The organism is Type-C symbiont of Plautia stali (assembly GCF_059730935.1).
On the sequence record NZ_AP035923.1, the window covers coordinates 2,102,576 to 2,114,275 of the forward strand.

Annotated in this window: 11 protein-coding genes; 10 read left to right on the plus strand and 1 reads right to left on the minus strand. The window is 58.9% G+C overall.

From position 1 onward, the window contains the following. Positions 1-93 precede the first annotated feature (93 nt). The 5 genes from AC6I7J_RS09850 to AC6I7J_RS09870 are packed head-to-tail and all read left to right on the plus strand — an operon-like array spanning position 94 to position 5,196. Complete coding sequence (locus tag AC6I7J_RS09850) at positions 94-1,197, plus strand: ABC transporter ATP-binding protein (protein ID WP_058758581.1); 1,104 nt, start codon at positions 94-96, stop codon at positions 1,195-1,197. A 27-nt stretch (positions 1,198-1,224) separates the two neighbouring features. Continuing rightward, complete coding sequence (locus AC6I7J_RS09855) at positions 1,225-2,502, plus strand: ABC transporter substrate-binding protein (RefSeq protein WP_150361862.1); 1,278 nt, start codon at positions 1,225-1,227, stop codon at positions 2,500-2,502. Between the two features lie 10 nt (positions 2,503-2,512). Further along, positions 2,513-3,424, plus strand: coding sequence for a carbohydrate ABC transporter permease (locus tag AC6I7J_RS09860; protein WP_498005514.1), 912 nt, complete (start codon positions 2,513-2,515; stop codon positions 3,422-3,424). Next, a complete protein-coding gene (locus AC6I7J_RS09865; protein WP_059008856.1) occupies positions 3,421-4,239 on the plus strand; it encodes a carbohydrate ABC transporter permease in 819 nt (272 codons plus the stop codon). Before AC6I7J_RS09860 ends, AC6I7J_RS09865 begins: the two co-directional genes overlap by 4 nt. A gap of 12 nt (positions 4,240-4,251) precedes the next feature. Beyond that, positions 4,252-5,196, plus strand: coding sequence for a metallophosphoesterase (locus tag AC6I7J_RS09870; protein WP_498005516.1), 945 nt, complete (start codon positions 4,252-4,254; stop codon positions 5,194-5,196). Here AC6I7J_RS09870 and AC6I7J_RS09875 read toward each other — a convergent pair. After that, the gene (locus AC6I7J_RS09875) at positions 5,180-5,848 is read right to left on the minus strand and encodes an MmcQ/YjbR family DNA-binding protein (protein WP_498005518.1); all 669 of its coding nucleotides are present in this window, start codon (positions 5,846-5,848) and stop codon (positions 5,180-5,182) included. The genes AC6I7J_RS09870 and AC6I7J_RS09875 overlap by 17 nt on opposite strands. A 227-nt stretch (positions 5,849-6,075) precedes the next feature. Here AC6I7J_RS09875 and rluF point away from each other — a divergent pair, with 227 nt between their 5' ends. From rluF to AC6I7J_RS09900, 5 genes are all read left to right on the plus strand, one after another. Then, positions 6,076-6,957 carry a 23S rRNA pseudouridine(2604) synthase RluF gene (gene rluF, locus AC6I7J_RS09880; protein ID WP_021506014.1) on the plus strand — a complete coding sequence of 294 codons (882 nt, stop codon included), beginning with the start codon at positions 6,076-6,078 and terminating at the stop codon, positions 6,955-6,957. A gap of 265 nt (positions 6,958-7,222) precedes the next feature. Then, positions 7,223-8,209, plus strand: a complete 987-nt coding sequence (locus AC6I7J_RS09885) for a sugar ABC transporter substrate-binding protein (protein ID WP_058774665.1) — start codon at positions 7,223-7,225, stop codon at positions 8,207-8,209. A 4-nt stretch (positions 8,210-8,213) separates the two neighbouring features. Continuing rightward, positions 8,214-9,722 carry a sugar ABC transporter ATP-binding protein gene (locus AC6I7J_RS09890; protein WP_498005520.1) on the plus strand — a complete coding sequence of 503 codons (1,509 nt, stop codon included), beginning with the start codon at positions 8,214-8,216 and terminating at the stop codon, positions 9,720-9,722. Further along, positions 9,719-10,732 (plus strand): ABC transporter permease, encoded by a 1,014-nt coding sequence (locus tag AC6I7J_RS09895; protein ID WP_021506017.1) that lies wholly within the window; start codon positions 9,719-9,721, stop codon positions 10,730-10,732. Before AC6I7J_RS09890 ends, AC6I7J_RS09895 begins: the two co-directional genes overlap by 4 nt. Beyond that, the gene (locus AC6I7J_RS09900) at positions 10,725-11,699 is read left to right on the plus strand and encodes an ABC transporter permease (RefSeq protein WP_498005522.1); all 975 of its coding nucleotides are present in this window, start codon (positions 10,725-10,727) and stop codon (positions 11,697-11,699) included. Before AC6I7J_RS09895 ends, AC6I7J_RS09900 begins: the two co-directional genes overlap by 8 nt. Position 11,700: the final 1 nt, after the last annotated feature.

Here is an 11,700-nt window from a genome sequence, read left to right on the forward strand (position 1 = left end):
CGCCGTCCATCACCCAACCGTCACGTCAGCGCCATAAATCTTTCATCCGCCTCAGCTAGCTTACCGCCATTCTGATTTCAGGACTGCGGATGCATGAGCCATCTCTCGCTGCAACACATCACCAAAACCTGGGGCGATAAAATCGCACTGCAGGATATCAGCTTCGACGTGGCGCAAGGCAGTTTCGTCGCACTGCTGGGGCCTTCAGGCTGCGGTAAATCGACGCTGTTGCGCACCCTCGCCGGGCTGGAAACGGCCGACAGCGGCCGCATTTATTTCAATCACACCGACGTCACGCCTCTGCCACCGGCGCAGCGCAAGCTGTCGATGGTGTTTCAGTCTTACGCGCTGTTTCCTCACCTGAGCGTGCGGGAGAATCTGCTGTTTGGCCTGAAGGCGCGCGGTGAAGATAAGCAACAGTTTGCCGCCCGGCTGGCGCAGGTCAGCGCACTGCTTGAGCTGGAACCGCTGCTGGCGCGCCTGCCTTCACAGCTCTCCGGCGGCCAGCAGCAGCGCGTGGCGCTGGGCAGGGCGGTGATCGCCAACAATACTCTGTGTCTGATGGATGAGCCGTTATCCAACCTGGATGCCAAACTGCGCCAGAGCATGCGGCGCGAAATCCGCGCGCTGCAAAAGCAGCTCGGGCTGACCATGTTGTACGTCACCCACGATCAGACCGAAGCGATGAGCATGGCCGATCACATCATTCTGCTCAACGATGGCCGCATTGAGCAACACGGCACGCCAGATCAGCTCTACAACCAGCCGGCGAGCTGTTTTGCCGCGCAGTTTATTGGCGCACCGCCAATGAATATCCTGCCACTGCACAGCAAAGGCGCGCATCACTACCTCAGCCATCTCAGCACACCGCTGCTGAGCTATGCCGGCGAAACGGCGCTGAGTCTGGGCCTGCGCGCGGAGGATATCCAGCTGGTCGCCCCGCAGCAGGCCGCGCTGAGTGCGCGGGTAGTGAGCTACGAATACATGGGCGCGGACACGCTGCTGGTCTGTCGGTTGCCCGGCATCACGGAATCACTGACCGTCAAAGTGCCCGGCCTGCAGCGCTTCACGGATGACAGCCTGGTCGGCCTGCAGTGGTCCACCAGCCGGCAATACCTGTTTTCCACCACCAGCGGCCAGCGCTGTGTCGCTGCTGAACACCCGATGTTGCTCGCTGAGAAAAAATACGCTGTTTAACCGTTGTCGTTTATTCAAGGGAAAATCATGTCTGCGATCCGTTTCTCGCCTCTGGCTTGTGTCGTTATGCTGTGTGCCTCCGCGTCAGTGTTTGCTGCTGAGCCGGTGAAGTTACAGATGTACTATCCGATTGCGGTCGGCGGTAAAGTCAGCCACACCGTGGAAGCCCTGGTGGCGGATTTTGAAAAACAGCACCCTGAGATCAGCATTCAGCCGGTCTACACCGGCGATTACGCCACCACCGTGACCAAAGCGCTGACGGCGTTTCGCGGCGGTAACGCACCGCAGCTGGCGGTGATGGGCGATATTGAAGCCTGGTCGCTGATGGATGCCGGTGCCATTGTCGCCGCCAGTGATTTAGCCACGGGTGAAGAGGGCAAACAGTGGATCGACAGCTTCTATCCGGCCTTTTTGCGTCGCATTGAGGGCAAAGTGTGGGGCGTGCCTTTTCAGCGCTCAACTGTGGTGATGTACTGGAACAAACAGGCATTTGAGAAAGCCGGTCTCGATCCGAATACACCGCCCGCCACCTGGCAGCAGGTGGTGGCATTCAGCAAAAAACTGACGCTGAAACAGGCCAGCGGCGTCAGCCAGTGGGGCATTGAGATCCCTTCCACGCCGAACGGCTACTGGAATTTCCAGGGGCTGGCAGCCACCAATGGCGGACGGCTGGATAACGGCAAGGGCAACGCCGTGTATTTCAACACGCCGGGCAACGTGGAAACCCTGCAGTGGCTGACCGACCTCGGCCAGAAAGAGGAAGTCTCGCCGAAAGGCGCGATTGCCTGGGGCACCACGCCGCAGGACTTTATCAGTGGTAAAACGGCCATGATGGTCACCACCACCGGCAACCTGACCAACGTGCGTGACAACGCGACCTTCCCGTTTGGCGTCGCCATGCTGCCGGAGAAAACCCAGCGCGGCAGCCCGACCGGTGGCGGCAACCTGTACGTGTTCAAAAGCGCCTCACCGGCGCAGCAGCAGGCGGCGATGCGCTTCATCCGCTGGGTCACCGCACCGGAACAGGCCGCGCGCTGGAGTATCGCTACCGGCTATGTCGCCACCTCGCCAGCAGCGTGGGACACGGCGGCAATGAAAGCCTATGTGCAGCAGGTGCCTCAGGCACTGGTGGCGCGTGAGCAGCTGAAATATGCTCAGCCGGAGCTCTCGACCTACAACAGCGTGCAGATTCAGGACGCGCTCAATCACGCCATAGAAGCAGCGGTGACGCAGAGCAAAACCCCAGCCCAGGCGCTGGCCGATGCACAGAAACAGGCTGACCGCCTGCTGAAAAACTATCAGTGACGGCCGCGTGATGAGTTCATTCTCTGGCAGCGCCGCCAAGCTGCGCCCGCGCGGGTGGTCACTGCAGCTCAGCGGTTATTTGCTGCTGCTGCCCGCGCTCAGCTTCCTGCTACTGTTTACCCATTATCCGGCGCTGGCCACGCTGTGGCAGAGCCTGTTCAGCGCCGCGCGCGCTTCGCATCCGGCCCATTTTGTCGGGCTGGATAACTATCGCGCGCTGCTGGATGACGACATTTTTATGCAGTCGCTGTGGAATAACCTGCTGTATGCGCTGATCACCATTCCGCTGGCGGTGACGCTGGCGCTGCTGATGGCGCTGGCGGTCAATCGTCGGCTGCGCGGCAACGCGCTGGTGCGTGCGGCCTTCTTCATTCCGTCGCTGCTGCCGATGATCGCCATCGCCAACCTGTGGCTGTTTTTCTACACGCCGCAGCTTGGCATCCTGAATAGCCTGCTGGCATGGTTTTCGCTACCGGCGGTCAACTGGCTCGGCGAGCCGGATACCACGCTGTACTGCCTGATGGCGGTTTCGGTATGGCGCGAGGCGGGCTTTTTCATGATCTTTTATCTCGCCGCGCTGCAGCAGATCGATCCGCGCCTCAGCGAAGCCGCCGCCATTGAAGGCGCATCGCGCGGTTACTTTTTCCGTCGCGTGCAGTGGCCGCTGCTGCTGCCAACCACGTTGTTTGTGCTGATCAACGCCTCGATGAACGCCTTCCGCATTGTCGATCAGGTGATTGCCATGACCAATGGCGGCCCAAACAACAGCAGTAGCCTGCTGCTGTTTTATATCTATCGTACCGCGTTCAGTTTCTGGGACATGCCAGCCGCGTCGGCCATGACGGTAGTGCTGCTGGTGATCCTCGGATCGATTGCGTTGATCAAATTTCATCTGCTGGATAAGCGAGCCCATTATCAATGAAAGCTGCATCCTCTCCGGGCGGTTTTGCGCTCAACCTGCTGATTTGGCTGGCCGCACTGCTGTGGAGCTTGCCGATGCTGGTGGCGCTGTGGATTGCCATTCATCCGGCTGCCGGCCAGGGGCACTTTTCGCTGCTGGCGCCGCTGACGCTGGCGAACTTCATCAATGCCTGGCACGCGGCACCGTTTGCCCGCTACTTCCTCAATACCACGCTGCTGGTGCTGATGATTGTGGTGGTCCAGCTGGTGCTGGCCACGCTGGCCGCTTATGCACTGGTGCGGTTCCGCCTGAAATTTTCCGGTTTCCTCTTCGCGCTGATTCTGCTGCAGCTGATGATTAGCCCGGATGTGCTGATTCTGAATAATTACCGCACCATCAGCGCGCTCGGGCTGCGCGATACCCTGACCGGTATTGCGCTGCCGTACTTTGCCTCGGCGTTCGCCATCTTTCTGCTGCGGCAGACATTCAAAAGCATTCCGCTGGTGCTGGAAGAGGCGGCAACCGTTGAGGGGGCCAGCCGGTTTTACATTCTGCGCCACATCTACATTCCGCTGGCAAAGCCAATCTATGTGGCGTTCGCGCTGGTCTCGATCAGCTTCCACTGGAACGATTTTCTCTGGCCGCTGGTGATCACCGACTCGGTTCAGGTGCGTCCGTTAACCGTCGGGCTGCAGCTGTTTTCTGCGCCGGAGCAGGGCGTGCAGTGGGCGCTGATTGGGGCGGCAACGCTGATGACCACCTTGCCGTTGCTGCTGCTGTTTTTGCTGTTCCAGCGGCAGTTTATTCAGTCATTCATGCGTGCCGGTATTCGCTAAGGAGAGCCAGAGATGGGATATGCCCATGCGCTAACCGCAGCGCAACGCCAGCGGCTGGGTGATGTTGCTGAGCTGTATCAGTTACCGGATTTACGCGCGGCACCGCTCGACGGCACGCTGCGCTTCGGGCTGCTGGCCGATCCGCAATATGCTGACGTTGAGGCGGATGTCGCGGCGAATCTCTACTATCGTCATGCGCTGCATAAGCTGCCGCAGGCGATAACCGCGCTAAATCAGCAGCCGCTGGATTTTGTCGTTACGCTCGGCGATCTGGTGGATCGCCACTGGGCCAGCTATGCCACGCTGCTGCCGCTCTACGATCGGCTACTCCATCCGCATGCCGTGGTGCTGGGGAATCACGACGCCCAGACCATCGCGCAGCACCTCGATGACGCGCTGCCGCTGCCAAAAAGTTACTATGCCTTTCAGCTGCCGGGCTGGCGCTTTATTGTCTACGACGGCAACGATATCAGCCTGTACTGCAATCAACACAACGGCGACGATCGCCAGCGCGCGGCCGCACTGCTGGCTGATTTACAGGCGCGCCAGCAACCGCAGGCGCAGCCGTGGAATGGCGCGGTCGGTGCGACTCAGCTGGCGTGGCTGGAAACGCAGCTTATCGAGGCCCGCGCCTGCGGCCAGCAGGTAGTGGTGTTCGGCCATTATCCGCTGGCACCGGGCTACAGCCACAGTCTGCTCAACGGTGCGCAGCTGGCAGAACTGTTCTGCCGCTATGGCGTGCGCGCCTGTTTTGCCGGCCACGATCACCGTGGCGGCTATCATCGCCGCGCGGATACCGTGTTTATAACCCTGCAGGGGATGCTGGATGGCCCGTCGCGCGTGCCCTTTGCGGTGGTGGAACTGACGGGCGAGACGTTGCGGCTGCGGGGATGGGGCGGCGAAATCAGCCGCGAAGAGGTATACGGTGCCGCGCCGATGGCTAGCCGGCCAGGTTAAAACTGTTGTCAATGCGCAACAAAACCTCGGCCGTCGGGACTGATCCATCCAGACACAGGGTGACCCAATGCTTTTTGTTCATATGGTAGCCCGGGAAATATACCTCGCCATCGACCAGCGAAGCGATCGTCTGCGGCGAGACTTTAATATTGACGATTTCAATCAGGCTATCATCCGGTCGGCCCAGCTTGCTGCTGTGAATCGTCAACAGCGCGCCGTACCACTTTTGATTATCTTTGCGGCGAAAGATGGCGTTTTCAGGAAAGCGCGGCCATAAGAATTCCAGCTCAGTCTGATACTGCTGTTTCAGGTGCTGAACAATCGCATCGGCCTGCGCTGTTTTGAAATGCTTTTGCGGGAAACATTTTTCTGCGATATCCAGCAAGATAGCGTCATGTTCTTCACGAACCTGCCCTACAAAGGCACCGGTGGCAGAAGTAATACGGTGAAGAATGTAATCTTCTCCTGTGACTTTATCGATAATGGTGGCGGCAATGTCACCCTGAGTAGTGATGTTTACCTGCAGGGTGAACTGCTTATTCATCACATCACAGCGGTAGCCGTAATCCTGCCCATCCTTGCGAAAACCGTAAGCCAGCAGCTTTTTCACATTCATTTCCCGGCTGACGAAAAGATGATTTACGTTGTACATTTTCATGCCTGGTTAACGGTGAGATGTTCACAATACCCGGAGTTTAATCGGGGCGTGCGGGCTATTTTAACCGACAGGAGGGATTTTTATGTGCCATAAATCGCTATGACACCCGGCACCGCTTTTTCGCCATATCACACCGCAAAGAACAACCGCCACCGGACGCTTAACCCAGCCTTACGCAACGCGCGCACATGCTGTATAGTCCGTTTTTTTTCGGAGGAACCATGCTGCCCAACTCATCCACGCGCCTGAATAAATACATCAGCGAGAGCGGAATCTGCTCGCGCCGTGACGCCGATCGTTACATCGAACAAGGCAACGTTTTCATTAACGGCAAACGCGCCAGCGTCGGTGCGCAGGTGTTCGCCGGGGATGAGGTCAAAGTCAACGGGCGGCTGATTGAACCGCGCAACGAAGACGATCTGGTATTAATCGCCCTCAACAAGCCGGTGGGCATTGTCACCACCATGGAAGAGGGCGAGCGTGACAACATTGGTGACTTCGTTAACCACAGCAAGCGCGTGTTCCCGATTGGCCGGCTGGATAAAGACTCGCAGGGGCTGATTTTCCTCACCAATCACGGCGATCTGGTGAATAAAATCCTGCGCGCCGGTAACAATCACGAAAAAGAGTACGTGGTCACGGTGGATAAGCCGATCACCGATGAGTTTATTGCCGGCATGGCGGCGGGCGTACCGATGCTCGGCACAGTGACGAAAAAATGCAAAGTGAAGCGGGAGTCGACCTTTGTATTTCGTATTATCCTGGTGCAGGGACTGAACCGGCAGATTCGCCGCATGGCCAAACACTTTGGCTATGAAGTGACGAAGCTGGAGCGCACGCGGATCATGAACGTGAGCCTGAAAGGTATCCCGCTCGGTGAGTGGCGCGATCTGACGGACGATGAACTGATCGACCTGTTTAAGCTGATTGAGGATTCGTCGTCAGAAGATCAAAAAACGCAGCAGGCACAGGCGAAGAAGAAAGCGGCGACGCCCGCCGCGAAAAAACCGGCCGTCAGCGCACCGAAACAGAGTGACAAAGCGGGTCAGGGCGCTAACCGCAAGCGCTTTACCCAGCCGGGACGCAAGAAAAAAGGGCGTTAAAATCACACCCGCGGTGCCCGCGACCATCACGTATCTTTAGCGCCGCACGCCTTCATTCCAGCCACGTTTTTATTATTTATAACCGGGCGTCAGAATATCTGCGCCCGGTCATGCTTTTTCACGCAATCAATATGCAAATCCGCTGCATATCCAAAGGAGAAAATGGCATTAGGGATAAATAGTGACTGTGATAATTTTCAGCTATACGCCGAATAGCAGGCGTCACTCACCTTATTTAGCTGAACCTTTTCCAGGGATATAAACAATGCATAAACACCGCCTGGCCGGACTATTACTGGCCTCTGCATCGCTGCTCGCCGGCTTGTCGCTGCACGCTCGCGCCGCTGACGCATCCATTCCCTCACTGGCCGGTAAACGTATCGGTATTACCGTGGCCGGTACCGATCACTACTGGGATCTGAAAGCCTATCAGGGACAAATTGATGAAGTAAAGCGGCTGGGTGGCACGCCTATCGCCCTGGATGGCGGACGCAAAGAGTCACAGCAGATCGCGCAAATTCAAACGCTGATTGCACAAAAACCGGATGCCATTATTGAAACGCTGGGCACCGCCTCAGTGCTGGAACCCTGGCTGAAAAAAATTCGCGACGCCGGCATTCCCTTATTTACCGTGGATACCGCCAGCCCATCCAGTATTAACGTCACAACCTCCGATAACTTTTATATTGGCGAGCAGCTGGCATTAAAACTGGTCAATGATCTGCGCGGCGAAGGCAATATTCTGGTGTTTAATGGTTTTTATGGCGTGCCGGTGGTGGCGATGCGCTATGACCAGTTAAAAGCCGTGCTGAAATGGTATCCGAAAATTAAAATCATTCAGCCCGAACTGCGCGACGTCATTCCCAATACCGTGCAGGATGCCTATGCGCAGATTAGTCAGCTACTTAACAAGTATCCGCAAGGGTCAGTACAGGCTATCTGGGCGGCATGGGACGTACCGCAGATTGGTGCCACTCAGGCGGTTGATGCTGCCGGTCGCAGTGAAATCAAAACTTACGCCGTGGACGGCAGCCCGGACGTGGTCTCGCTGGTGAAAGATCCGAAATCCAGCGCGGCGGCGGTGGTGGCGCAGCAACCCTATCTGATCGGACAGACTGCGGTACAAAATGTGGCGAAATACCTTGCCGGCGATCGTTCACTTCCGCCTGCCACCTATGTTCCGGCCATTCTGGTCACCAAAGAGAATGCGGCGCAGGCGCAGCAAACGCTGGGCCAGAGCGATGATAAATAAGACAGTGCGACTGCAACTGCGCCAGATCAGTAAAGCCTTTGACGGCATTCCCGCGCTGCAAGCGGTATCGCTTGATGTCCACGCCGGCGAAGTGCATGGGCTGATTGGGCATAACGGAGCCGGAAAATCGACGCTGATCAAAGTGCTGGGCGGCATCCACGCTGCCGATGAGGGCAGCGTGACGCTGGAAGGCCGGCCACTGGTTTTGACCAGTCCGGCTCAGGGACAACAGCAGGGCATCGCCATTGTTCATCAGGAGCGGCTATTGCCAGGCACGCTGACGGTGGCGGAAGCGCTGCTGCTCGGTAATGAGCCACGGATTGGCAGCACACCGTTTATCGATCGCCGGCGTATGCGGCAGCAGGCGCGGCAGCTACTGCAACAGCACTTCGATCTGCAGATCGATCCCGATGCGCTGATCGCCGGGTTAAGTGTGGCGGAACAGCAACTGGTGCAGATCTGTCGCGTATTACAGCGCGCGCCGCGCGTGGTGGTACTGGATGAACCGACCGCCGCGCTGGCGCGCCACGAGGTGCAGGCGCTGTTTCGCGTTATTGAACGTATGCGTCAGCAGGGGATCGCACTGATCTACGTTTCTCACTATCTCGATGAAATCCAGGCGCTGTGCCAGCGGGTTACGGTGCTGCGCGATGGTAAAGACGTCGCGCATTTTACCGGCGACGCCCTTTCTCCGCAGGCGCTGATTAATGCCATGATCGGTGAGACGCAGCAGGCGATTGCACCGCGCGATCTGCCACCTGACGGCGAGCCGGTGCTGACCGTAGACGCCCTGAGCGCGCCGGGTCGCTTTCACAATGTTTGTTTCAGCGCACGACGTGGCGAGATCGTTGGCATTACCGGCCTGCTGGGCTCCGGAGGGAAGGCGTTAATCAGCGCACTGTTTGGTCTGGAACGTGGCGTGAGCGGGACGCTGCGCGTAGGTGAGACGCACGGCGTACCGGCTTCGCCACATGCCGCGGTGAAACGTGGCATCGCGCTGGTGCCGGAAGATCGCCGCGCCAACGGCATCGCGCTCGATGTGAGCCTGCGCGACAACATCACCCTGACGACCGTGCAGCGCCTGCTGCGCTGGGGCGGCGTCTCCGCAACCGCCGAGACCGCGCTAGTGGCGGACAACATCCGCCAGCTGGCGATCCGCACACCGGGCCAGTTGGCACCGCTGCGTCAGCTGTCCGGCGGAAATCAGCAAAAAGCGGTGCTGGCGAAATGGCTCAACACCCACGCCACGCTCTATCTGCTGGATGAGCCCACGGTTGGCGTCGACATTGCCGCCAAGGCCGCCATTTATCAAACCCTGCAGCAGCTGGCGGCCGCCGGGGCGGTGATTATCCTGTTTTCCACCGATCTGCTGGAACTGCAAACGCTCGCCGACCGCATTATTGTGCTGGCGCGCGGCGAGCAGGTCGCCACGCTGTCCGCCCGGCACACCAGTCACCAGGAGATTCTGTCCCTGGCTTCCGGCACGGGCGCATTGACGGAGCAAATCCTATGAGTGAACTGAGCCAACCGGCGGTGGTGACGGCGGCAGGCAAACCGCAGGGGCAGCCGTGGCTGCAGCACGTCGCGCTGCTGATTATTGTACTGGTGCTGGCGGTATTTGCCTGGCTGTCGCCTATTTTCCTCAGCGTGATCAACCTCGGTAATGTATTGCAGCAAACGGCGGTGGTGGGAACGCTGGCGCTGGGTCTGACGCTGGTGCTAAGCGGTGGCGGTGTTCAGGGGATTAGCGGCGGCATTGATTTATCCATTGCCGCTAATATGGGGTTGTGTGCCGCGGTATTCGCGGCGCAGATCGCTGAGCAACACTCTGTCACTTATGCGCTGCTGCTCACGCTGCTCACCGGCATCGCCGTGGGGATATTCAATGCCCTGGCGATTGTCTGGCTTGGTATTTTGCCCCTGCTGGCGACGCTGACCAGCATGAACATCGCCATGGGACTGGAGATGGTGCTGAGCGGAAACGCGTCGATTTCCGCCAGCAGCGCGCTGCAAAACCTGCTGATAGCCAGCGGACCACTGGGCGTTTCCTGGCTCGGCTGGGGATTTCTGCTGCTGGCGTTGAGTGCACTCGCGCTCAGTCGTTTCACCGCGTTTGGCCTGCGCCTGCAGGCGGTGGGTAGCCATCCGCAGGCCGCCAACGCGGCGGGCATTAGCGTGGCGCGCTATCAAAGTCTGAGTTATGTGCTGTGCGGCTTCAGCGCTGCACTGGCAGCCATTGCCTCGGTGGCGCTGCTCAGCGGCAGTTCGCCGGGCGCTAACGACAATCTGCTGATGGTGATTGCCGCCGCGCTGCTCGGCGTGGTGTTTTCGCGTCGCCTGGTACCGACCCTGGGCGGTGCACTGATCAGCGCGCTGTTTCTGAGTCTGATAGCCAACGGCTTTCAGTTGGTTAACGTCTCAAGTTACTGGATTAACGGCGTCGAGGGTGTGCTCATCCTGCTGGTTGTGGCGCTGACCGCGCTACTGCGGCGCCGTCAGGCGGGGAGGGCATCTCATGTCTGAACTGAGCCTGAGCGGTAAAAAAGTGCCGGGGCTGTTGCGCAGCCTGATGGTGCTGACCTTTGTTGCGCTGCTGCTGTTTTTCATCATCGCCGCGCCCGCGTTTGCCACTGTCGCCAACATTCGTAGCGTGCTGCTGAATAATGTCGCACCGCTGGCGATTGTGGCGCTGGCCATGACGCTGGTCACGCGTATCGGCGCGATCGATCTGTCCGTCGGTACGGCGATTGATATCGCCTGTCTGGTGCTGGTGACGCTGGTGCTGCATCAGGTCGCGCTGCCGCTGGCGCTGTTGGGCGCGCTGATGGCGGCACTGCTGGTAGGCGTGTTCAACGCTTTTCTGGTGACACAACTCGGCGTTGAGCCGTTTCTCGCCACGCTTGGCACGCTGTTTATTGGTCAGAGCGTACAGCAACTGTCGTCCAACGGTGGGCAGCCGGTCTATCTGCTAAGCCAGACGCTGCCGGCGGGTTTTACCGCTATTGGTCACGGCACGCTGCTTGGCGTTCCACTGCCGCTCTGGCTGTTGCTGGGCGTGGCGCTGGTGCTGTATCAACTGTTGCACCGCAGCGCCAGCGGTCGCGCACTGCGCATGATGGGTGAACAGCTCAGCGTAGCGCATCATTCTGGCGTGGCGGTCAAACGTCTCACCGCGCTGGCATTCATATTCAGTGCACTGGTCGCCGGCATCGTCGGGTTAATTCTCGCCGCCAATGTCAAAGCCTGGGTACCGTTATCGGGCAATGCCTATCTGCTGAATGCCATCGGTGCCAGCTTTATTGGCGCGACCTTCGCGCCTTCGCGCCGCCCGAATGTACCGGGTACGCTGCTGGGTGTCGTGCTGCTGAGTTTCATCGCCAACGGACTGTTGCTGGTCGGCTGGAACTTTTACTGGCAGCAGGTGGCAACCGGCGCACTGATCTTTGTGGTACTGGCCGTGGGTGCGCTGCGTGCGCGTCGCCCTGTCTGAG

Coding starts and splice junctions, on each gene's coding strand:
- AC6I7J_RS09850 (WP_058758581.1), top strand. CDS start 94: ATGAGCCATCTCTCGCTGCAACACATCACCAAAACCTGGGGCGATAAA.
- AC6I7J_RS09855 (WP_150361862.1), top strand. CDS start 1,225: ATGTCTGCGATCCGTTTCTCGCCTCTGGCTTGTGTCGTTATGCTGTGT.
- AC6I7J_RS09860 (WP_498005514.1), top strand. CDS start 2,513: ATGAGTTCATTCTCTGGCAGCGCCGCCAAGCTGCGCCCGCGCGGGTGG.
- AC6I7J_RS09865 (WP_059008856.1), top strand. CDS start 3,421: ATGAAAGCTGCATCCTCTCCGGGCGGTTTTGCGCTCAACCTGCTGATT.
- AC6I7J_RS09870 (WP_498005516.1), top strand. CDS start 4,252: ATGGGATATGCCCATGCGCTAACCGCAGCGCAACGCCAGCGGCTGGGT.
- AC6I7J_RS09875 (WP_498005518.1), bottom strand. CDS start 5,848: ATGTACAACGTAAATCATCTTTTCGTCAGCCGGGAAATGAATGTGAAA.
- rluF (WP_021506014.1), top strand. CDS start 6,076: ATGCTGCCCAACTCATCCACGCGCCTGAATAAATACATCAGCGAGAGC.
- AC6I7J_RS09885 (WP_058774665.1), top strand. CDS start 7,223: ATGCATAAACACCGCCTGGCCGGACTATTACTGGCCTCTGCATCGCTG.
- AC6I7J_RS09895 (WP_021506017.1), top strand. CDS start 9,719: ATGAGTGAACTGAGCCAACCGGCGGTGGTGACGGCGGCAGGCAAACCG.
- AC6I7J_RS09900 (WP_498005522.1), top strand. CDS start 10,725: ATGTCTGAACTGAGCCTGAGCGGTAAAAAAGTGCCGGGGCTGTTGCGC.